The organism is Leifsonia sp. McL0618, from assembly GCF_049994905.1.
In the GTDB taxonomy this organism is placed as follows: domain Bacteria; phylum Actinomycetota; class Actinomycetes; order Actinomycetales; family Microbacteriaceae; genus Diaminobutyricibacter.
This window is the reverse complement of the sequence record NZ_CP188258.1, coordinates 2,246,630-2,268,400: the sequence shown is the minus strand read 5'-3', so window position 1 is coordinate 2,268,400 and position 21,771 is coordinate 2,246,630. Positions and strand designations below refer to the sequence as shown.

The 21,771-nt window shown below is 64.2% G+C and carries 18 protein-coding genes, 4 tRNA genes and 1 pseudogene; 11 read left to right on the top strand and 12 right to left on the bottom strand.

Going from position 1 to position 21,771, the window contains the following annotated elements; translation table 11 throughout:
- Positions 1 to 55: 55 nt before the first annotated feature.
- From pdxT to ACPPVQ_RS10825, 5 genes are all read right to left on the bottom strand, one after another.
- Positions 56 to 631 (bottom strand): pyridoxal 5'-phosphate synthase glutaminase subunit PdxT, encoded by a 576-nt coding sequence (gene pdxT / locus ACPPVQ_RS10845; protein ID WP_426515109.1) that lies wholly within the window; start codon positions 629 to 631, stop codon positions 56 to 58.
- A gap of 31 nt (positions 632 to 662) precedes the next feature.
- Positions 663 to 1,565 (bottom strand): pyridoxal 5'-phosphate synthase lyase subunit PdxS, encoded by a 903-nt coding sequence (gene pdxS, locus ACPPVQ_RS10840; RefSeq protein WP_426515108.1) that lies wholly within the window; start codon positions 1,563 to 1,565, stop codon positions 663 to 665.
- An 84-nt stretch (positions 1,566 to 1,649) separates the two neighbouring features.
- A complete protein-coding gene (locus tag ACPPVQ_RS10835; RefSeq protein WP_426515107.1) occupies positions 1,650 to 2,201 on the bottom strand; it encodes an HIT family protein in 552 nt (183 codons plus the stop codon).
- Positions 2,189 to 4,171: a threonine--tRNA ligase gene (thrS, locus tag ACPPVQ_RS10830; RefSeq protein ID WP_426515106.1), complete on the bottom strand. Its 1,983-nt coding sequence runs from the start codon at positions 4,169 to 4,171 to the stop codon at positions 2,189 to 2,191. Before thrS ends, ACPPVQ_RS10835 begins: the two co-directional genes overlap by 13 nt.
- 102 nt (positions 4,172 to 4,273) lie before the next feature.
- Positions 4,274 to 4,798 carry a hypothetical protein gene (locus ACPPVQ_RS10825; RefSeq protein ID WP_426515105.1) on the bottom strand — a complete coding sequence of 175 codons (525 nt, stop codon included), beginning with the start codon at positions 4,796 to 4,798 and terminating at the stop codon, positions 4,274 to 4,276.
- Between the two features lie 1,439 nt (positions 4,799 to 6,237).
- Between ACPPVQ_RS10825 and ACPPVQ_RS10820 the strand changes: the two are divergent.
- The 4 genes and pseudogenes from ACPPVQ_RS10820 to ACPPVQ_RS10805 all read left to right on the top strand — a co-directional run.
- A pseudogene (locus tag ACPPVQ_RS10820) lies at positions 6,238 to 6,417 on the top strand (lactococcin 972 family bacteriocin); the annotation flags it as partial.
- 1,324 nt (positions 6,418 to 7,741) lie between these two features.
- Positions 7,742 to 8,845 carry a tyrosine-type recombinase/integrase gene (locus ACPPVQ_RS10815; protein WP_426515104.1) on the top strand — a complete coding sequence of 368 codons (1,104 nt, stop codon included), beginning with the start codon at positions 7,742 to 7,744 and terminating at the stop codon, positions 8,843 to 8,845.
- 86 nt (positions 8,846 to 8,931) lie between these two features.
- Positions 8,932 to 9,231, top strand: coding sequence for a hypothetical protein (locus ACPPVQ_RS10810; protein WP_426515103.1), 300 nt, complete (start codon positions 8,932 to 8,934; stop codon positions 9,229 to 9,231).
- A gap of 277 nt (positions 9,232 to 9,508) precedes the next feature.
- Positions 9,509 to 9,688, top strand: a complete 180-nt coding sequence (locus ACPPVQ_RS10805) for an excisionase family DNA-binding protein (protein WP_426515102.1) — start codon at positions 9,509 to 9,511, stop codon at positions 9,686 to 9,688.
- Between the two features lie 138 nt (positions 9,689 to 9,826).
- Here ACPPVQ_RS10805 and ACPPVQ_RS10800 read toward each other — a convergent pair whose 3' ends face one another.
- A complete protein-coding gene (locus ACPPVQ_RS10800) occupies positions 9,827 to 9,976 on the bottom strand; it encodes a hypothetical protein (protein WP_426515101.1) in 150 nt (49 codons plus the stop codon).
- Between the two features lie 603 nt (positions 9,977 to 10,579).
- On the opposite strand from ACPPVQ_RS10800, the gene ACPPVQ_RS10795 reads away from it, so the two are divergent.
- The 3 genes from ACPPVQ_RS10795 to ACPPVQ_RS10785 all read left to right on the top strand — a co-directional run bounded on the left by ACPPVQ_RS10795 (position 10,580) and on the right by ACPPVQ_RS10785 (position 14,875).
- Entirely contained in the window at positions 10,580 to 10,861 is a 282-nt protein-coding gene (locus ACPPVQ_RS10795; protein WP_426515100.1) for a hypothetical protein, read from the top strand.
- A 213-nt stretch (positions 10,862 to 11,074) separates the two neighbouring features.
- Positions 11,075 to 12,436, top strand: coding sequence for a phage major capsid protein (locus ACPPVQ_RS10790; RefSeq protein WP_426515099.1), 1,362 nt, complete (start codon positions 11,075 to 11,077; stop codon positions 12,434 to 12,436).
- Between the two features lie 342 nt (positions 12,437 to 12,778).
- Positions 12,779 to 14,875: a hypothetical protein gene (locus ACPPVQ_RS10785; protein ID WP_426515098.1), complete on the top strand. Its 2,097-nt coding sequence runs from the start codon at positions 12,779 to 12,781 to the stop codon at positions 14,873 to 14,875.
- 11 nt (positions 14,876 to 14,886) lie between these two features.
- On the opposite strand, the gene ACPPVQ_RS10780 is transcribed toward ACPPVQ_RS10785, so the two are convergent.
- From ACPPVQ_RS10780 to ACPPVQ_RS10765, 4 genes are all read right to left on the bottom strand, one after another.
- Positions 14,887 to 15,354: a hypothetical protein gene (locus tag ACPPVQ_RS10780; RefSeq protein WP_426515097.1), complete on the bottom strand. Its 468-nt coding sequence runs from the start codon at positions 15,352 to 15,354 to the stop codon at positions 14,887 to 14,889.
- 89 nt (positions 15,355 to 15,443) lie between these two features.
- A tRNA-Val gene (locus ACPPVQ_RS10775) sits at positions 15,444 to 15,515 on the bottom strand.
- A 26-nt stretch (positions 15,516 to 15,541) separates the two neighbouring features.
- A tRNA-Cys gene (locus ACPPVQ_RS10770) sits at positions 15,542 to 15,615 on the bottom strand.
- A 70-nt stretch (positions 15,616 to 15,685) separates the two neighbouring features.
- Positions 15,686 to 15,757 (bottom strand) — tRNA-Gly (locus ACPPVQ_RS10765).
- Between the two features lie 174 nt (positions 15,758 to 15,931).
- On the opposite strand from ACPPVQ_RS10765, the gene ACPPVQ_RS10760 reads away from it, so the two are divergent.
- Together ACPPVQ_RS10760 and ACPPVQ_RS10755 are read left to right on the top strand one after the other, a co-directional pair.
- Positions 15,932 to 16,004 (top strand) — tRNA-Val (locus ACPPVQ_RS10760).
- Between the two features lie 319 nt (positions 16,005 to 16,323).
- Complete coding sequence (locus ACPPVQ_RS10755) at positions 16,324 to 16,569, top strand: hypothetical protein (RefSeq protein ID WP_426515096.1); 246 nt, start codon at positions 16,324 to 16,326, stop codon at positions 16,567 to 16,569.
- A gap of 302 nt (positions 16,570 to 16,871) precedes the next feature.
- Here the strand turns inward: ACPPVQ_RS10755 and ACPPVQ_RS10750 are convergent, their stop codons facing one another.
- Positions 16,872 to 17,465: a dihydrofolate reductase family protein gene (locus ACPPVQ_RS10750; RefSeq protein WP_426515095.1), complete on the bottom strand. Its 594-nt coding sequence runs from the start codon at positions 17,463 to 17,465 to the stop codon at positions 16,872 to 16,874.
- A gap of 51 nt (positions 17,466 to 17,516) precedes the next feature.
- Positions 17,517 to 18,218, bottom strand: coding sequence for an NAD(P)-dependent oxidoreductase (locus ACPPVQ_RS10745; RefSeq protein WP_426515094.1), 702 nt, complete (start codon positions 18,216 to 18,218; stop codon positions 17,517 to 17,519).
- A 105-nt stretch (positions 18,219 to 18,323) separates the two neighbouring features.
- On the opposite strand from ACPPVQ_RS10745, the gene ACPPVQ_RS10740 reads away from it, so the two are divergent.
- Positions 18,324 to 19,046 (top strand): TetR/AcrR family transcriptional regulator, encoded by a 723-nt coding sequence (locus ACPPVQ_RS10740; RefSeq protein WP_426515093.1) that lies wholly within the window; start codon positions 18,324 to 18,326, stop codon positions 19,044 to 19,046.
- 149 nt (positions 19,047 to 19,195) lie between these two features.
- The gene (locus ACPPVQ_RS10735) at positions 19,196 to 21,769 is read left to right on the top strand and encodes a DUF4062 domain-containing protein (protein ID WP_426515092.1); all 2,574 of its coding nucleotides are present in this window, start codon (positions 19,196 to 19,198) and stop codon (positions 21,767 to 21,769) included.
- The last annotated feature ends 2 nt before the right edge of the window (positions 21,770 to 21,771 follow it).

The following is a 21,771-nucleotide window of genomic DNA, read 5'->3' as shown; positions in this document are numbered from 1 at the left end:
GAGAGCGACCGCACGTCAGAGAAGCAACTCACCCCGGCGGACGTGAGACGACCCGTCACACTGCGCGCGCCCTGACCTTCGCGAGGAAGTACTCGTGGAACCGGGTGTCCCCCGTCATCTCCGGATGGAACGAGGTGCCGACGAGGTTTCCCTGCTCGACCGCGACCACACGCCCATCCGCCAGTGTCGCAAGCGGTGTCGCTCCAGGCCCGACGCTCTCCACGATCGGCGCTCGAATGAACACCGCGTGCATCGGTTCTTCGCCGACGGCGGGAATGTCGAGGTCGGTCTCGAACGACTCGAGCTGCGAGCCGAACGCATTTCGTCGCACCTCCACATCGAGGCCGCCGAGGCTCTCCTGCCCACGGATGGCATCGAGGATGGTGTCCGCGAGCATGATCAGGCCGGCGCACGTTCCGTAGACCGGCAGCCCTGCCGCGATCGCCGCCTTCAGCGGTTGCGCAAGGCCGAACGCCCGTGCGAGCTTGTCCATCACGCTCGACTCACCGCCCGGGATCACCAGGCCGGCGACGTGGTTCAGTTCGGATTCGCGACGGATGGGGACGGCATCCGCCCCCAGTCCGCGCAGAACCGCGATGTGCTCCCGGAAGTCGCCCTGGAGTGCCAGCACTCCCACACGCGGCGCCAGTGGCGCGTCTGGGCTACCAGCCACGCTCTGCAAGGCGGTGCGGAGCGGCCAGGTCGGACACGTTGATCCCGACCATCGCCTCACCGAGTCCGCGCGAGACCTCGGCGATCACCGTCGGGTCGTCGTAGAACGTGGTCGCTTTGACCACGGCGGCGGCACGCTGCGCGGGGTTGCCCGACTTGAAGATGCCTGACCCGACGAAGACGCCGTCTGCACCGAGCTGCATCATCATGGCTGCGTCGGCCGGGGTCGCGACCCCGCCTGCCGTGAACAGAACGACGGGGAGCTTGCCGGTCTCGGCGACCTCGACCACGAGGTCGTACGGTGCCTGGAGCTCCTTGGCGGCGACATACAGCTCGTCTTTGCTCATCGAGCTGAGGCCCGCGATCTCCGACTTGATCTTGCGGATGTGCTTGGTCGCCTCCGACACGTCACCGGTGCCGGCCTCGCCCTTGGAGCGGATCATCGCCGCGCCTTCGTTGATGCGGCGGAGTGCCTCGCCGAGGTTTGTCGCCCCACAGACGAAGGGTACGGTGAAGCCCCACTTGTCGATGTGGTTGACATAGTCGGCAGGGCTCAGCACTTCGGACTCGTCGATGTAGTCGACGTCGAGCGCCTGCAGAACCTGAGCCTCGACGAAGTGGCCGATACGAGCCTTCGCCATAACAGGGATGGACACCTCTGCGATGATCGCCTCGATCAGGTCGGGGTCGCTCATACGTGCGACGCCGCCCTGCGACCGGATGTCGGCCGGAACGCGCTCGAGCGCCATGACGGCGACGGCACCGGCATCTTCTGCGATGCGTGCCTGCTCGGGCGTCACGACGTCCATGATGACGCCGCCCTTCAGCATCTCGGCGAGCCCGCGCTTCACGCGGCTCGATCCGAACTGTTCGGCGGTGGATGTGTCGCTCACTGTGTCCTCTCCTGGTGCCGCTGCCTCGCGCGGCACGCCAATCTGTTCCAGCGCCGCTGCGGCGGGAACTACGCTGTGACGATTCTACTCGTCGGGGTGTGACGGCCATGCCGCCGCGATCGCTGCCCGCACCTCGCCGAGCAGCTGCGGAAGCGCCTTCGTCTTGGCGATGATCGGGAAGAAGTTCGCATCCTGCGCCCACCGGGGAACGATGTGCTGATGCAGGTGCCCGGCGATTCCGGCGCCTGCGACTGCGCCCTGGTTGATCCCGATATTGAATCCGTCGTTATGCGAGACCTGGGTGATGACGCGCATCGCGGTCTGTGTCAGGCTCCCGATCTCGCCGACCTCCTCGGGCGTCGCCTCGTCATACATCGCAACGTGCCGATACGGGCAGACCAGCAGGTGCCCGCTGTTGTACGGGAACAGGTTGAGGATCACGTAGGCGTGCGTTCCGCGCGCGACGATGAGCGCATCCTCGTCACTCATCTTCGGCGCATGGCAGAAAGGGCATTCGTCCTCGCCCGGCTGCTGCGTGTTCTGGATGTACACCATGCGGTGCGGCGTCCAGAGTCGCTGGAACTCGTCAGGTACGCCGACCAGGTGACTCGGGTCGTCGACGATCAGTCGATCCATGCCGTCGTGACCTGTTCGCGCGACGCGATGGATGCGACGATCCGCTCGATCGCGTCATCGACCGTCACACCGTTGCGCTGGCTGCCGTCGCGGAACCGGAAGCTGACCGTACCCGCCGCGGCATCCTCTTCGCCCACGATGAGCTGGTAGGGAACCTTGGCCTTGGTGTGGGTGCGGATCTTCTTCTGCATCCGGTCGTCGGAGTGGTCGACCTCTGCGCGCACGCCGCGCGCCCGGAGCCGGGCGACCACGTCGTCGAGGAACGGTCCGTAAGCATCGGCGACAGGGATGCCGACCACCTGGACCGGAGACAACCAGACCGGGAACGCGCCGGCATAGTGCTCGAGCAGGATGGCGAAGAACCGCTCGATCGAGCCGAGAAGCGCACGGTGGATCATGGCCGGCTGCTTGCGGGTTCCGTCGGCGGCGTTGTACTCGAGCTCGAACAGTTCCGGCTGGTTGAAGTCCAGCTGCACCGTCGAGAGCTGCCAGGTGCGGCCGATGGCGTCTCGGGCCTGCACGCTGATCTTCGGCCCATAGAAGGCCGCACCACCCGGGTCGTCGACGAGTTCGAGTCCTGACTCGACGGCGACCTCACGAAGCGTCTCGGTCGCCTGCTCCCAGCTCTCGTCGGAGCCGACGTACTTTTCGGGATCCTTCGTCGACAGTTCGAGGTAGAAGTCGGTGAGGCCGTAGCCGCGCAGCGTCTCGAGCACGAACTCGAGCTGGCGGGCGACCTCGTCTTTGATCTGCTCCTCGGCGACGTAGATGTGGGCGTCGTCCTGGGTGAGACCGCGTACGCGGGTCAGGCCCGAGAGCGTGCCGCTCTTCTCGTAGCGGTAGACCGTGCCGAACTCGGCAAGGCGCAGGGGAAGCTCGCGATAGCTGCGTCCGCGTGCCCGGTAGATCAGGTTGTGCATCGGGCAGTTCATCGGCTTCAGGTAGTAGTCCTGGCCCTGGCGGGTCACGTTGCCGTCGGCGTCGACCTCCTGGTCGAGGTGCATCGGAGGGAACATGCCTTCGCGATACCAGTTGAGGTGCTGGCTGATCTCGTAGAGGTGCGCCTTCGTGATGTGCGGTGTGTTGACCAGCTCGTAGTCGTTCGCGATCAACCGCTCGCGCATGTAGTTCTCGATCTCGTTGCGGATGATGCCGCCCTTGGGGTGGAACACCGCGAGACCCGAACCGATCTCCTCGGGAAAACTGAAGAGGTCGAGCTCGGCTCCGAGCTTGCGGTGGTCGCGCTTGGCGGCCTCCTCCATGCGGGTCTGGTAGGCGCGCAGCTCGTCCTTGGTGGGCCAGGCCGTACCGTAGACGCGCTGCAGCTGCTGGTTCTTCTCCGAGCCGCGCCAGTATGCGGCGGCCAGCCGGGTGAGTGCATAGCCGTTGCCGATCATGCGGGTGTTCGGCAGGTGCGGGCCGCGGCACAGGTCTTTCCAGACGGTCTCTCCGGTCCTGGGGTCGACGTTGTCGTAGATCGTCAGCTCGGCGCCGCCGACCTCGACGCTCTCCTCCGCGTCGAACGCAGCGGTGTCGCCCGGCAGAGTGCCGCCCTTGAGCCCGATCAGCTCGAGCTTGAACGGCTCGTTCGCGAGTTCGGAGCGCGCCTCTTCGTCGGTCACGACCCGTCGCACGAAGCGCTGGCCCGCGCGGATGATGCGCGACATCTCTTTGTCCAGCGCCTTGAGGTCATCCGGTGTGAACGACTCGGCGACATCGAAGTCGTAGTAGAAACCGTCGGTGATGGGCGGGCCGATGCCGAGCTTCGCCTCTGGGTTGATGGACTGCACGGCCTGAGCGAGCACGTGGGCCGCAGAGTGGCGCAGGATGCTGAGCCCGTCGGGCGAGTCGATCATGACGGGCTCGACGGTGTCGGTGGACGTGACCTGCGTGGCGAGGTCCTTCAGCTGGCCGTTGACGCGCATTGCGACAACGGAACGATCGGTGAAGAGCTCGAAGCCGTCAGCCACCTTGTTCCACTCCTAGAGTCGTCGATTGGTTTCTTCAACTGTAGTAGCGGGCGCCGGGCCGTTTGCGCCATCTCTCGCACCCTGCGCGCGACTGCCCCGGTTTCAGTCGGCGAGCATGGATTCGGGCCATTGCGGATCGGTCGGCGAATGGACGAGGGCGCGTCCATCGAGGGGCTCGGTGAGCGTGACGTCTGCCGCCCCGAGCTCGAGCCTGGAAGGACGGGCCGTCTGGCTTGTGTCGGTGACACTCAGCACGCGCACCTCCACCAAGGTCTTCGTGGAGGTGATGGAGAATCCCCGGTGCAGGACACAGGCGCCGTCGCCCGCAGCGAACACCATCCGAAGCACATCGCCTTCGAGGGCGACGAATCTCCAGGGCATGCTGGTGAACGAAGCAGCTTCCTCGCGGCTGAGGTCTGCGGTGGCATGGGTGAACGTCAGCCCGTTGGCCCACGCCGGGGGGTTCGTCGAGTCCATGCGGTCGATGAAACTCGGATTCGGTGACATGGATGATGCGGGCGGCGCTGTCGAAACGGTGGAAGACACGACGATCGCGAGCGCTGCCAGCAGGGCGGCCCCAGAGCCGGCAATGATCACCCATCGGCGCAACATCCTCGAACCAGCCATGGAACTTCCCGACACTCAGAGCGTCATGGATGTGACGAGCTGCCGGACCTGTGGCCAACCGGGCGCCGCCGCGGTGGGTGCCGGAGACGGGGTGGCGGACGCTGGGGAAATCAGTCTGCCCATTGTCGGACGCTACAGGCCGAGGGAATGGCGATGCATATGTGGGATGATCACGAGTTGGCATCGATATCTGCACGAGTGTAGAAGCATCGTTAGTTGTTGGCCCCCGAAACTCGACGGTTTCAGGGGCTTTGCTGTTGGTGGGCGGTGCCGGGAACCAGCCAGTATCAGCAACCCTCTTTCCATTCGATCAGCCAGGGCGGCTCCATCCCGTGGCCGCGGTACAGCTGCTCGATGACCGGGTCGCTGGTCGGGTGATCGTCTGCATTTTACATCGGCGTGCTCCTTTGGTGGAGCAGCGCCGGCACGCTACGAGTCGATTCCACGGCGGGCTCTAAGAACCGCGCGACGGGTTCAAGCCCCCAGGGGTGCGGTCTGCCTCGGGCACGCAGACCGCACCAGCCTGTACGGCCGGGGTCTGGGGCCAAGACACTCAATCGTCCCGCAGGTCGAGCGGAAGAACAAGGCCAAGTAGCCCCAGGTGCCCGACCCAGCCTTGCGGACCGGGCACCCTCGGGGGGCGCTCCGGAGGGGCAGGAAATCGCTTCCCGGAGCGGCCCAATACTGCCACGCAAGCAGTCCACGGCACTAGATCACCGGAGGCCCGAAACGGCGCTCCTTTGAGCGTTCTCAGGGGGTCTCAGCGCGGCGAACGGAGGCATAGCGAGGCTGGTGAGCTGGAACAGGATCGCCAGCCCGAGCAGGCCAGTGCCCACAGCCAGGAGGGACGGCGAACAAGGAGCCGGAAGTCGCGGGCGCCTATCCGGGCAGACGCGTTCGAGTGCGGCCCCCGAGAATTCATTACGCCGTGATGCTGTAACTGAGCTCCCGCCGCGAGCAGAACTGACCCGACGATCGCAACCGGAAGCCCCAAAACCTCTGCCGGAGTCAGGTTCGGAAGATGAGGCGGCACCAATTGACCATATCGCGCTCGTCCATCATGAAAGCCCAGTCGCGTTCCAGGCTCGTGCCCGGCGACTCGGAACACCCGATATGCAGGTACTCAGAGCTGGTGATCTGCAACAACATACAACTCAAGGCCTAAACGCATCGGACTTCTACGCGCTGATAACAAATACCCCGCCAGTCGCAAGGGTTTGGTGTGATGCTCGCGTTATGGGGTGGACAAAGCGGTCTCTTGCAAGGTAGGGCATCGGTTGCCCTTTCATGTCTGCTACACCGTCTCATCAGCGGAGGAATCAATGAAGTCACTCACAAAGGTGCTTGCAATCACGGCGACCACGGCCGCCTTGCTGACCGTTGGGGTTACTGCTGCCCAGGCCGCCACCACCACCCAGTAGCCGGAGGGGTGCACTTGGACCTACGGAGTCAGCGGGAGTTACACCACCTCGGACTACCTCCACAGCTCGCGCACTCACAAGTCGACAGCGGTGGGTGTAAATACTGTGATCACGCCTTGGACCTCCCCCGGCGTTTGGTCGAAGGCGAAGGCCATCTGTGCACTCTGCGGGAATAGAGCCTATTACGACGTGAAGTAGGGGCGGAGAGTGTCGCGCTTCTGGCGCGAGGCCCTCTCTCACATCGACCGAAAGCGATATTGAATTGCACAAAAACACTGCCCTGATTCCTGCATTGACGGCTGCGGCGGCCCTCTTGCTGACCGGGTGCTCGAATGCGAACGGCCGACTTGCAAGCAGTCCGGGACAGTCGAGTGGGTCATGGTCCGAGGAGATTCGCCAGGAATTCGACAAGGCAAAGACGCCTGAAATCAAAGAGGCGCTTCGAGATGGTGCGATCTCTGATCAAGAGTATGCAGAAATGAAGGATCGATACACGGCGTGCATGTCCGCTGCGGGAATCACCTTGACCCCGTACGGAATCGACGGGCGGAGTACAGCTCGCCCTCCTCAATGTCGAGCGATGAAGCTCACAGAATCGAAACGAATTGTTCTGACGAGTCGGGTGAATACCCCATCGCCTATTTCTACGTGCAGATGAGAGCGAACCCCTCTCACAGGGACATGGCAGAGGCGGTGGTTGACTGCTTCAAACGTAAGGGTTTGGTTGATCCGAGCTACGGTCTCAAGGACTATCAATCGGGAGATCTCCCCACTGCGAACGAACAAGCCATGACCGCGTGCAGCACGGACCCCGACGGGCGCCTGGGCGAATAGGCGGTCTCGCGCGAACGGCGCAGGCTGGTTAGCCGCGATCGCGGGGGCAACAGTCAGCATGCCGCCAGACGACCTCAAGGCCGCCCCTGCAACCTGCGAGATTGCCGTCGGTCACGATCATTTCGACGATGCGCGTTCCGTTCACCTATCCGTGAGCTGGTCGGCACCCGCGCAACTTTTCGCGCCTGTGGCGGGCAAGATCACTTCATTCACGTGCTCGCAAGGGATGACGGATTCCCTCTCAAATCCGACGGCGTGATGGGCAGAAACACACATTCGAGGCAACGAAAGCCGCCTTCGCGCGTATCGGCCTGCTCTCCAGTCAGGGCCCGTCGCGGCGGCCGCGATTGTGTGGATTCCAGCACATGTGGCTGGCGCGGGAAACAGGAAAGGCCCGGAATACCGGGCCTTTCCTGCTTTATGTGTGGTGGGCGATACTGGGATCGAATCAGTATCAGCGTCACTGTGTGAGTTCCGCTCCACGACTGGATTTACCCCCCTTTTGGCCCGTCCTGTAGCGGATCTCAGCGCCCATCCGTTAAGGTAACTGTTAGCAGTAACGGAAACAGAATCCAACGAGATATTGCACGATATTGCACGAATAGGGGCGATTTCAGCGATGCCAGGAAAACAGTTACGCCAACGACGCCAATCCTTCGGCGCGCTTCGCACTCTGCCCTCAGGCCGAGTGCAGGCCAGCTACACGGGACTCGACGGCAAGCGTTACAACGCCCCCCACACATTCGACAACAGGACCGACGCTCGCGGCTGGCTCTCGATCCAACAGGCCGCGCTCACGCAGGGCGAATGGTCACCCGTAGAGGCCGCTCGATCGGCTGGCCGATCGAAGGCGCGCACAGACAGCCTCGGCGAGTTCGCTCAGGAATGGCTCAGAACGCGCGTGAATCGCCACGGCGAGGGGCTGCGACCAAGAACTCGCGTCGAATACGAAAGGCTGCTGAGCGGCGCCCTGTCGCCGCTCACCGGCGAACGCCTCGCGATGATCACCCCCGAGGCGGTGCGCGCGTGGTACTCGAGCCAGATGGAAGGCGGCAACAAGACCCAGACCGCTCGCGCGTATGGGCTGCTCAAGTCAATCCTCGCGACCGCAGTACAGGACGGACGCATCGTGACAAACCCTTGCATGATCCGCGGCGCACAGAATGCGTCTACGGGCAAGAAGGTTGAACCGCCGACGTCGGCCGAACTGCAGAAGATCCTCGACACAATCACACCGCGCTACAAGGCAGCCGTGCTGCTTGCTGCGTGGGCTGCGACTAGGTTCGGCGAGCTCACCGAACTACGCCGCAAAGACATCAAGATCGTCAAGAGCGGCCGCGATGTCGACGCGATCGTCGTCGACGTCGCCAGGGCGGTCACGCACACGACCGGTGTCGGCTTCACAGTAGGCCCAACCAAGAGCGCCGCAGGCGTCCGGTCGATCGCGTTGCCTCCGCACATCCACGCGGACATCCTCGTGCACCTGCGTGACAATGTTGGCGACTTTCCCGACTCGCTGCTCTTCCCGGCGAGCGACGGCAGCACGCATCTTGCAGAGTCGACGTTCGTCAAGCACTGGTATCCCGCGCGCGCCGCTGCCAAGCGATCCGACATGCCCTTCCACGCGCTTCGACACTATGGGGCTACGCGATTCGCGCAAACCGGCGCGACCCTCAAAGAGATCCAGGAACGACTCGGTCACTCGACCGTATCCGCAGCCATGCGCTACCAACACAGTGCCGGCCGCGATATAGAGCTCGCGAAGCGCATGAGCGCGCTCGCCGAGATGTAGCAGCCCCCCTGCTACTTTCAAGAGCCCCCAGCGCCGGTGTGAGCGGCGCCAGGGGCAATCCATGGAACAACCCTGAAAGGAACCCCATGAACAACACAGATGCTACTCCCGTCACCCTCGACATCTCGCGAGCCTCGTTCACAGTCGGCGCGCGGTTCGAAGCGGGCGCGACCGTCTACGTTTCACGCACCCTCGAGACCACATTCGGCCACGTCGAGCTCTACTTCGCCGACAGCGCGCCCAAGGCAGATGCAGTTGGGTCCAAATGGGGCGACCCCGACCTCGAGACCGATATCGTTTGCGAGTACCTCGGCGGCTTCACGGTCAAAGACCTCGTGATCGACCCTTACGGCCGGGACCGGGCACTATTGGTTCAGGCTGCTTGACCAACCCCCTCAGAGTCCCCCGGCCGGCCCGGGGGATTTTCTGTGTCCACGTTCGCAGCGACACGCCCGCAACAGAAACGACGGAAGCAGTATGTAGCGTGGGAAACTAAGCATGTTCGTTAGAACAATCAGGCTCGGGACGATAACGCTGCGCTAGGTCGCGGCAGTCGGGTAGCGCTAGGTCGCTATTCCGCCAAAGATCGCGGACACCACTCTGATTCGAATTCCATTTATGGGAGAAGAATCTGTGGTGCCTTCATCTTCATCGTCCGCATGGTTGACAGTCAAAGAAGCGGCCGAACGCATCGGCGTCGATCCGCACACGATCCGCAACTGGATCTCGCAGGGAATGCTCGAGGGAGCCCGATTCGGCCCTCGCCTCATCCGCGTTGATCCGGCCAGCCTCGAGAAGTTCGGCCGGCCGCTGCAGTACGTCGCGCCCGAATCGGGTCTGTAAGTGGCTCGCATTCGGAGTATCAAGCCGTCGTTCTTCCGATCGGACGACGTCGTCGCTATCCCCTGGGGACCGCGTCTCACATGGATCGGTCTCTGGGTGTACGGCGACGATGACGGCCGGTCGATCGACGACGCACGCCTAATCAAGAGCGACGTCTGGCCGCTCGAAGACCTGGTCACCGTCGACATGATCGCCGAGCACCTCGAAGTGCTCGCCGAGCTCGGCCGGATTCGTCGATACGAAGCTGGCGAAAAGCGCTACCTCGAGGTTGTGAACTTCAGCAAGCACCAGCTGGTGAAGAACCGATCCAAGGCAGGTCACCCGGCGCCACCGTGGGCCGATTCCCCCCGTCCTACCCCAGCGCTCCCCCAGTCCTACCCCAGCGCTATCCCCTTCCTAACTACCGAGGTGGAGGGGGAAGTGGAGGGGGATATAGGAAGTGGAGGTGGAGACCGCCCACCCCGAAACTGCATACGCCACCCCAACGGCACGGATTCCCCGTGTGGGGCCTGCAAGGAGGCGCGGATCGCGGCAGAGGTTTGGGAGAAGGCGCACGCGCAACCGTCCGTGATGCTCCCTCCACGCAGCAACGAGATCCGCAACTGCACTGGGCCGCACCGTTGGACGCTCGACGGTACGTGCGCGAACTGCCTCGCACGCCGGGAGGTGGCTTCCATTGCTGTCTGAACTCGACCACGGCACACGCTGCGAGCGCCACGTCGGTGAAGCCTTCCGGGTGCGCTGCTTCGATTGTGACGACCTCAACCGCGAGCACGAAGCCACAGAGCTACGGCCTCGGCTCGGCTTCTACCCCGGCACCAGCTGTAGCCAACACCCCGAATACCCCGAACCCTGCGACCGCTGCGCTCGCGACAACTTGATCGGAGCATCATGAACGACCTGACAATCACACCGACCGCACCCGATCCGGTCCTCGCCGAGCTCGTCCTGTCCCGCATTCTCATGTTTGCCGCGGACGAGAGAGTTACCAGGTTCGGCGCGATGATCCGCGAGCTAGCCGCAGAGGACACGGCGCTTCTGTCGCCGCACCTGCGTAACGAGTTCATCGACAAGCACATCGCCGCCTATGAATGGTGGCTGAGCCTCGACTGGCGGACCGATCGACAGCCGCCTGTGTTCGTGTACGACACGCCAGAAGGCGAGGACGGCTGATGTCGGCCCCACTCGGTACGCTTGCCATAGCTGGTCACGAGCGGCAGTTGCCTGGAGGGGCACCGATCGAGATCAGGCTCTTACCCCGTGAAGATTCCGTGGATGCGGTGACCGGGTTCGATGTATCGCGCTGGATGGCGCTTCTGGATACGTCGCTTCCCCTTCCACGGTCGGTCGCACAGCGACGGCCCACTCTTCAAGGAGTAAACACTCATGTCACTCATTGACACCATTCAGAACCGGCTGTCCGCAATCGACAGCGAACTCGACGGCATCGTTGCTACCGCAGAAAAACACAAGCGCAACGTGTCCCCGGGCGAACAGACGAACATCGAAGCGCTGCTCGAAGAGCGCAAGTCCGCGGTGACGATCCTCGACGATGCCAGGAAGGCTGAGGACCAGCGCACCGCGAACGGTGCAGCGCTCGCCAAGATTGGCTTCACCGGTGGCGCGTCGACCTCGAGCCGCGGTGGCATCTACACGCCCGAGTCGCGCCACAGCATGTTCCTCGACATGTTCGATGCCAGGCAGGGTGACAGCGGCGCTCGCGAGCGTCTGGACCGCCACGGCCGCGAGTTCCGCGACGCGATGGCTGCAGAGCCCCGTAAGGAGCTCCGCGCGGGCGGTACCACGGTCACAGGCGCAGGCGGCGAGTTCGCCCCGCCTCTCTGGCTGGTCGATGACTACATCGAGGCGCTGCGTCCTGCACGCGCCACTGCTGACGCGCTCACCAACCTTCCGCTGCCGGAGGGTACCGACGTGATCAACGTGCCGAAGGTGGCGACAGGTACCGCTGTCGCGCTGCAGACCACCCAGAACACAGGTGTGAACGTGCAGGACATCACGACCTCGACGGTTGCCGCTCCCGTGCTGACGATCGCCGGTGGCGCTGTCTACTCGAGGCAGTTGTTCGACCAGTCGCCGATCGCTGGGCATATGGACCGGGTGCTTCTCGGCGACCTCATGGCCGACTACGCGCGGCAGATCGGATCTTTCGTTCTCAACGGCACCGGGGCAGGTGGACAGCCAACCGGCCTGATCACCGCGGCAGGCAACACGATCGCCTACACCGATGCCTCACCTGCGTTCATGGGCGTCGGCAAGCTGTACGCCCAGATCGGCAAAGCAGTGCAGACCGTGCAGACCACCCGTTTCCTGTCGCCGACCGCGCTCGTCATGCACCCGCGCCGCTGGGCGTGGGCATCGGTTCAGGTCGACACGGCCGGCCGTGCCGTCATCCTCCCGGACGGTAACGGCCCGCTGAACGCGTCCGGCATCGAGTCGAACGGTGCCGCCCAGGGTGTCGTCGGGAAGATGTTCGGACTGCCCGTGATCGTCGACCCGAACATCCCGACGAACCTCGGCGCCGGTACGAACCAGGACCCGATCATCGTGGTCAAGGCTGACGACTCGTGGCTGTACGAATCTGCCCTGAAGGCCGAAGTATTCCCGGAGACCTACGCGAACCAGCTGTCCATGTTCGCTCGGGTCTACGCGTACTTCGCCCTGGCACATCGGATCTCGGCGTCGATCGCCGTGATCAACGGCACCGGCCTCGTCGCTCCGACCTTCTAGAACCTACCGGCAGCCTGATCGTGTGGACCAACGGCCCGCTAGACCGCCACACGATCAGGCGCGCCATTGCGTCAACGCCACCGGACAACACCCGGCCGAAGGTGGAAGAGCTCGGACCTTCCGCGAGCAGAGACACCACCTGCGCACACCACAGCTGCCCCGACCGTTCTCTTTCCCCGGTCGGGGCAGCAACACCCCTTCACTCGTCGTCGCAGCACGACGGGTGCCACCCCGCCTCGAAAAGTCCGGAGCCCTCAATCTGCGCGGACCCGCCAGTCAAAAAGATCGCGCAGACCTCGCCCGAAGTCCCGGGACACGTCCCGCAACAAGATCGGATCTGAAATGACCTCAGCACTTCCGCAGGCGCTCGCGCTCGGAGTCGGTGCCGGCGGCGCGCTCGTCGACGTCTCCGCGTACGTGATCGGCCCGGAAGGTGTCGCGTACGCCTACGGGCGACAGTCCGAGTTCCGCGACCCGTCACCAGGTCAGGTGACGTTCACCCTCGAGAACCAGGACGGCCGCTTCACGCCGGGCAACACGGCCTCCCCGCTGGCTACCCTGCTCACCGAGGGCACCGCCATGTGCTGGCAGCTGGGCAGTCGGCTGGTAACCGCGCAAGTAGCGGGAATCACCTTCGCCGCCGACGAAACCCAGTGGGGACGCATCCAGATCACCGCCGGCGACGTCTTCACGATCGCGAACCGAACACCGATCGGAGATCTCGCACACGCGATCGCGGCCGCGCAGGCTTACCTGTTCTGGCCGTTCAACGACGCCATTTCGTCGCCGACCGCAGCCGAAACGTCAGGAAACAACGGGCCCGCGCTATATCCCGACGCGTCGTTCCCCGCCTCCACCTCATTCGGCGTTGCTGCGTCTGCGCCAACGTCAGACACTCAGGTGCAGCTTGCCATCCCCTCGCCTGGACTCGGTCCAGCGTTCCTCGGCACAAATGCGGGGCACGGTAATCTCCCGTTTCCGCTGATCACCTACCCTGCTGGCTCGTATGGCTATTGGGGCTTCTGGGTGACCCCTGCCGCGCCCAGTTTCGACATCGAGCTCGACGTACACATGCAGAACGGTTGGTCGATCGCGCTATCCGCTGCGCAACTCGGCGGCGACCAAGTCGGTGTCAACTTCGCAGGCCCCGCCGGTGCGCCCTCTCTCTTCCTTCCATTTCCGTGGCTACAAGGCGTCGCACACTACGTCGCAACCGGCATCACCTACTCCGGCACAACGTTCACCGGCACACTGTATGTCGATGGCGTCGCGGTCAGCTCAGGGTCGTGGACAGCTGCCGGCGTGACGAACGCAGCCATGCAACCCACGAGCGTGCGGTTCACGCTCGGCAACGGGTCCGCATCGGGGCTGCTCGTGAACGTCGCCCACCTCTCGCATGGTCCGGCGCTCGCGCACGAGGAAGCGGCCGGGGTCACCACCATCCAGAACCGCATCGCAGCGCTCGCCGCGGTCGTCCCGCAAATGGCCCTAGGCACGCTGGACGCGAATCTGTCGCCCGCGCCGCTGGGTGGATCGGCCTCGAACGCTTGGACCGGCTTGTGTGATGTGCTGCGCACCGAGCAGGGGCACATCTACACGTCCACGACCGGGACGCTGACTGCGCCGGCCACTGTTGTCAATGTTCGAGCTCGGACACGCCCTGCGACACCGCAGGCGACGTTCGACGCCCGATCGGACGTGCAGAATCTGCCGCAGTTCGTGCGTGACATGACGAACATGTTCGCCACAATCACAGCGGCCGGCCCTGCAGCGTCCGTCTCCGTCACCGACCCGGCCGTGGTCGCGCGCGTGGGATCTGCTGCCAGCTCAGAGACCGTGCTACTGGAGAACCATGTCGACCTGCTCGGCTGGGCTCAGGACCGGATGATCCGGGGCGAGAACGTGAACCTGCGGGTCGCGCAGGTCACCATCGACACAATGACCACCAGCGCGGCCACGCAGGCGGCTGTGATGGCGCTGACGCTCGGCGACCGGGTGCGCATCAGCAATCTCGACATCACGCCGCTCGGCTTCTCGACATGGGACGGCTGGCTCCTGGGAGTATCCGAACTTCACGCCCCTGGGGCATCCGCCACTGATTCGTTCACCCTGTACCTGTCGCCAGTGCTCCCGAAGACAGCGGTGTTCGACACCGACCGGTTCTCTGCCGGCGGAGTCCTCAGCCTGAACGCAGCGCTGACGGCCGGCGCGACGAGCATGCTCGTGCTGTCAGCGGATGGGCTCTCATTCCTCGAGCAAGTCCAAACCCCCTACGTGCTGGAGATCGACTCAGAGCAGGTCACGGTCACCGCGTGCAGCGCACCCGCGTCGAACGTGCAAACCGTGACCATCACCCGCGGGGCGAACGGCACTACCGCCGCCGCACACTCAGCAGGCGCGCTGGTAGATATCGCAGACACCGCCCTGTTTGCCTTCTGAGCTCATGGTCGTCAGTCGCCGAGTTCGGAGAGTTTGACGATTCGGTAGTAGCTCAGCTTGCGCCACACCCAGAATTCCCACCATCGCGCATCGCGAGAGCGTCCCCGGTACTGCCAGCCGACGAAGAGGCTGTCGACTCCCGTCATGTCATCGGGGGGAATCGCCTCGAAGGATTCGCCGACGCCGATATTGCCGCGGTTGACCGTTGTCCCGCTGGGCATGGGGCCTGGCACGTCCAGGCCTAGGAAATGGGTCGTTGTCGAACGCATCGTCATTGGACCAGGGTTGATCACCTGGTAGGTCCGGCGCTCGCCGTCGACCTGAACCTTGAAGTCAGGCTCTCGCACGAACGATCCGCGCCAGAAGCGATAGCGAACCTGCCAACTCCGCAAGCGCCTGGCTATGCCGCCGTAAACAAGCGGAAATCCGAGAATTGCGATCACAAGCCCGGCCCAGCCAACAAAGTCATTGAGGTTCACGGCCCTCCTTCGCAATCGAGATATTGCACGTATATTGCACGACCGCATGTCGGAAAGGAAAAACCCCCGGAATTCCGGGGGTTTTCTTGTGGGCGATACTGGGATCGAACCAGTGACCTCTTCCGTGTCAGGGAAGCGCGCTACCGCTGCGCCAATCGCCCAAGCCTGTTGCGTTTCTGCATCAGGTTGGAGGTGGATACGGGATTCGAACCCGTGTATACGGCTTTGCAGGCCGCTGCCTCGCCTCTCGGCCAATCCACCGCTTCGGCCAAACCTCAATACATCGGGCTGTCCACCATGAGCAGCCGACCTTACGGTCGTGCTGTACTCGAGCGGATGACGAGATTCGAACTCGCGACCCTCACCTTGGCAAGGTGATGCGCTACCACTGCGCCACATCCGCACTGCTCACATTTCTGCGTGCTTTGAAACTGTAGCCGATAGGTCATTCGATATTCAAACTGACACGGTTGTGTTTCGTTTTCCGGGAGTGTCGGGTGGGTCGCACCAGTTCGTTTATGCGAGCGCCTCCCCCGTCGGCTAGTATCGAAACTCGCAGCCGGCAATGGCGTGCAATGGGCGATTGGCGCAGTTGGTAGCGCGCTTCCTTCACACGGAAGAGGTCATCGGTTCGAGTCCGGTATCGCCCACGAGAGTAAAAGCCCCGGTCGGCCGGGGTTTTTTCCTGCCCGCAGGCTCCCGGAACTTTCTACCACGTCACCGGAAGACCCTCAAGAAACCCCCACTTTGTTCAAAACCACGCTCATGCCGGCTGATTTCAGGAATCGAAAGACCGGTGTACCGGCACCCGTCGAACCACTACCGACGCAGCCGATCGACATGACAGCGCTTCTGCAAACCCTTCGAACGGGAACCGGTGAAGGTGACCGGCGCTCGGACCGGACGATCGTCGGAATGGCCGCCCCACTGTAGCGGGAACGATATGTGCGCCGGGTGGGATGATGAGCCATGACGCAGCGACGTGACCCTGAGGAGCCGTTACCGTACGGGCTGCCGCCGGAGGAGCAAGAGGTCTATTTCGACGTCCTCTACCCGAACCTCGACAAGGTCGCCGGGGCGTCATTCGACCCGGGCACCGTGAACGGCAGGCGCGGCCGACGCGGTTTCATCGTCGTCGCAGCCGTCGTCGGAGTCTGCGTCGTCGTCGCCGGCATCGGCATCCTCATCCAGACGCTCACTGGGGCGTTGAACTGATGGTCGATCGGATCGTTGCGTCTTGCGCGAAAGCAGCCGGATGCACCGACACTGGCACCACGCTCGAGCCCGCGTGGTGGGTCTGGGTAATCATCGCACTGGTCGGAGTCGCCATCATCGCCGCGACCGTAGTATTCGCTCGCCTGGGACGGTGACCAGAGCAGGTCGAAACGTCCTGCCACCTCGGCGATGACGGTACCACCCTTGACGTCCTCGTAGACCTTCTCATCGACATCAAGCACAAGCCGACAGTCCTGGACCTCGGATGAGGTGAAGGCGGTAGCGGGGCGTCGATGCTTCAGTCAAACCTTGACGCGATACCGCAGGTGCACTCGCCCGCCGGGTCCGGACTCGTTCCCGACGAGTTCGAGCCCAAGCCGGTGTGTGGTACCGGCCAGCAGCGGCTCGCCTTCGCCTACGACCACGGGGTGCACGATCAGGACCAGCTCGTCGATGAGCCCTTCGTCAAGCAGACTTCGAACCAACGTGGCACCGCCCACAACGTAGCCGACCCCGCCTGGCTGCGCCTTGAACTCCCGAAGCTCGTCGATGTGGTGCACGATGGTGGCGTTCGGCGGCCACTCGATATTCGGCAGCGACGTGGAGAGCACCAGGTGCGGTGTTTCGGCGATAAGGCGAGCGGTCGCGATCTCTCGCGGGTAGGGGTTGCGGCCGAGCATCTCGGCGACTTCCGGCGCGCCTGCGTGGATGGCACCCCAATACAGACCGTAGCCGGGGTACATGCCGCTGCCCTGGATAAGCGCGTCGACCGGCCCGACGAGCTGGATGGCGTCGGACCAGGAGTCGACCCAGTCCGCGAACCCGTTCTGTACGCTGAAGCCGTCGAGGGTGACCTGCATCGCCGCGACGAAGCGGCGAGGTGCTGATAGTGCCATGTTGTCCTCCAAGTGATCATTTTTGTGACGATTGGTGTGCGCGTGCGGTTCTCAGTAGCCGATGGTGAAGCGGCGCTGCACGTACCTCGGAATCTCCACCTCGTCGAGAACGGCGACGGCGGCATCCTGGGTCGAGATGCGGCTGCGCCCCTCGGCATCCGTGACGGGCTGATCACCGCCGGTGCGGTACCGGCCTGTGCGCTCACCGGGTTCGGTCTCGATGGCGGGGCTGAGGTAGGTCCAAAGCCGGTTCGAGGTGCGGAACACGTTGAGTGCATCGCCATGACCGCGCATCGCCGCCACGTACTCCCTGGGCAAGCCGAACCTGTCGATCGCGCCCTGGAGCAGTTCGTCAGAGTCCTGGAACGCCAGGCCGGGTTCGACCTCGAGGCTTGCCGCGCCACCGACGACGATGAGGCGTGTGCGGGGAAAGCTCCGCAGGGCGATGGTAAGCGCACGCGCGGCACGAGCGTAGATGCCGGGGTCCGCGATGCCGAGCGCGACAGCCTGCTCGGGATCAGCCGCCGTGTTGCCGGCGCCGAATGCGCTCACCAGCACGTCGAGGCCGGCGATTACCGCGCGGATGCTGTCGGCGTCGGTGGCGTCGACATCCTTCCACTGAACGCTGTCGCGCCCGTCGCCGACGAGCGATGCGTTGCGACTGAATGCCGTGACTCGGTGTCCCCTGTCGAGGGCTTCCGCGACAATCCGGCTGCCGATCATGCCGGTGGCGCCGATGATTCCGATATTCATGAGCTACCCCGTTCTGGATTGTCCGAAAGATTAACCTACGCCGTACACAAACTATACGGTGTGAAGATGTTATACAGCAAGCACGAATGTCATAGACTTGTCCCTGTGGAAGCCACAGCGTCCCTGGATCGCCGCGCGCGACTGCGTGCTGCGACGACGGCTGAGATCAAGCAGGTTGCCCTCACCCTGATGGCCGCGGGTGGGCCGGATGCCATCACGCTGCGCGCAATCGCACGCGAGATGGGCATGACCCCGAACGCCATCTACGGCTATTTCGCAACACGAGACGACCTCGCGACCGCACTGATCAGTGACGTTTCCACCGATCTGGCTGACGTCCTGGATGCCACGTGGGCGCGAACCACGCGCAAGTCACCCGCCGAGCGCATCCGGGCGTGGGCGAGCGCCTTTCGATCCTGGGCACTGACGAACCCCGAGGGATTTCGACTTGTATTCGGCGATCCGATCCCTGGATACATCGCACCGGAGGGAGGACCGGCACCCGACGCCACCCGGCGCATCTGCCTGGGCCTCACCGGGCTGGCCGCGGTCGCCTGGCCTCATGCCGAATCCGACTCAGACAGGGCTACCTTCCAGTGGTCCGACTTCGATCCAGGGTTGCGCGATGAGGTTCGCGCCGCCTTCCCTGAGCTGCCGCCAGCCGCTCTTGCGCTCGCAATGCGCATCCGCGCTCGCCTCCACGGGCTCGTATCACTCGAGGTGTATGGACACCTTCAGGGAGTCACCCCCGCGCCCGACAAACTGTTCGACGCCGACCTCGCCGACCTCCTGAACACGTTGGGACTCACTGGAGCTGTACGACCCTAATCGGTTCCCTGGATCCTGCGTCAGCGTTCTGGGCTCCGTCGTGAACCATCTTCACGCGCAGCGTTCGGTTGGCACGAGCGCTCCTGGCTTTGCGTTGACCAGTCGGTTCAGGACTGGACTATTGCGCGCTTCAGCAACAGAATGCACACATGAGGCGCGCTCATGTTATCCGCACGCCGGATCAACGGCTGCGGATCTTCGTCAGTTCCACCCTGCAGGAACTCGCACCCGAACGAAGGGCAGCGCGCGCTGCGATCGAAAAGCTCCACCTCGCGCCTGTCATGTTCGAGCTGGGGGCGAGCCCCCATCCCCCGCGTGAGCTCTACCGCGCTTATCTCGACCAGAGCGACGTCTTCGTCGGCCTGTATTGGGAGCGCTACGGATGGATCGCCCCCGACGAGGACGTCTCCGGACTCGAGGACGAGTACAACCTGTGCCCCGCGGACGTTCCGCGGCTGCTCTATGTGAAGGCGCCGTCCGACGGTCGCGAACCGCGGCTTTCTGCGCTGCTCGACCGCATCCGGCATGACGACCTGGCCGCCTACAAGTATTTCGAGACCGCGAAGGAGCTCGGCCGGCTTGTCGAAGCAGACCTGGCGACGATGCTCGCGGAGCGGTTCGAGCAGAGCCAGGTGAAACTCGCAGCCGCCGTTCTCGAGGAGGCGGATCGTGCCGCAGAACCGGTGCGCCTGCCGATGCCCCTCACCGAACTGATCGGCCGGGACGCGGACATCGCAGAGATCCGGCGGATGCTCGCCACGGGCATCCGTCTCGTCACTTTGATCGGCCCGGGAGGTATCGGAAAGAGCCGGCTCGCGATCGCAGCCGCGAGTGCCGCTGCCCCTGCATACGAGGACGGTGTCGCCTTCGTCGACCTCTCCGCGGTGCACGATCCCGAACGCGTGCTCCACGCGATCGCGCAGGCGATCGGTGTACGCGACACCGGCGACGCACCGGTCATCGAGAACCTCACCACCGCTCTGCATGACCGTCAGATCCTCCTCGTCGTCGACAATTTCGAGCAGGTGCTCGACGCAGCCCCGAAGCTCACCGCACTTCTGGCTGCGGCACCGGGCGTTGCCATGGTCGTCACGAGTCGCGTACTCCTGCGCGTGAGCGCTGAGCAGAGCTACGAGGTCGGTCCGCTCCCCGAGGAGTGGTCCATGAACCTGTTCGTCGAGCGCGCTCGGGCTGTGAAGCCCGATTTCGAACTCACGCAGGACAACTCCGCCGCCATTGCGGGCGTGTGTGCAGCGGTCGACGGGATGCCACTGGCGATCGAACTGGCGGCCGCACGCGTGCGGGTCCTGTCGCCTGCAGAACTGCTCGAACGTCTCGACCGGCAGCTCAACGTGCTCGTCTCGGGCTCGCGCGACCTGCCGGAGCGTCAGCAGACCCTTCGCCGCACGATCGAATGGAGCACGCAACTGCTCGACGACGACCAGCGGCATCTTCTCGAACGCCTGGGGGTGTTCGAGGCAGGCTTCTCACTCGAAGCGGCCGAAGCCGTCGGCGACGGCGGCCATGCGGATTCGGTCAGCGATGTCCTCACGGACCTCACCGCACTGGTCGACAGCAGCCTTGTGAGCCAGACGGTGAGCGCGGACCGCCCTCGGTTCTCGATGCAGGCCATTGTGCGCGAATACGCCAGGGAACGGCTTTCCGACAGCGGTGAAATCGCGCGGGTTCGCGATGCCCATGCGAGCTTCTTCCTCCGGCTGGGCGAACGCGTGGAAGGCGATCTCAAAGGCGAACACCAGCGCGAGTGGCTGCAGCGCCTGGGCGACGAACGCGAGAACCTGCGCGCGGCAGAGCGGTTCCTCCTCGGCGGGCAGGACTGGGATCGCGCTGCTGCACTGGCGTTCAGCCTGTACCTCTACTGGTGGGTCTCCGGCCTCCTGGGTGAAGTGCGGACGTGGATGGACCAGGCGCTCGAATCCGGCGACCGGCTTTCGGACCACACCCGTGCGATCGCCCTCTATTTCACTCGAACGATCATGTTCTGGCGCGACCCGGATGGCAGCGTGGCCGCCGATCTCGCCACGAGCGCCGACCTCTTCCATCGAACCGACGATCTCGATGGTGAGGCGCTGACCTTGATCTCGCTCGCGCTCGCGCTGATGGCGGGCGGGAAACCGAACACCGTCCGCGCCCGGGAGGTCATGGACACGAGTCTGAGCCTTTTCCGCGCGAGCGGCAGCCTGTGGGGCGAGTCGATGGCGCTCGTACTGCTCGGCAGGGTCGCGCTGCTGGAGCAGAAACTCCCCGAGGCCCTCGACCGGTTCGAGAAGAGCCTGGCCATCGCCCAACGCACTCACGACGCCGTCGGGGAGCGCATCGCGTCTTACCACCTGGGCTGGGCGCAACTGAAGCTCGGCGCTGTCGAGGACGCGCGGGCGGACTTCGCCCTCAGCGTGAAGGTGTCCGCGAGCCTGGGTCACGTGGAGGGGCTGGCTTACGGGCTCGAAGGGATGGTCGCGGTAGCGGCGCTCTCGGGCGACGTCGAGCGTGCCGGACGTCTCGCCGGCGCCGCCCGGGCACTGCGCGAACGCAGTGGTCTCCACAACGGGCCCATGTTCACCTTCCACCAGGCCTACGTCGATCAACTCAGGGCGACCGGGTCGGGCGCGCAGCTGGATGAGGCAGTCGCCGAGGGCAGGGAGCTCACCGTCGAGCAGGCCGTGGCCGAAGCCCTCGCGGCCGGGCAGATGCCTGCGCAGTGATC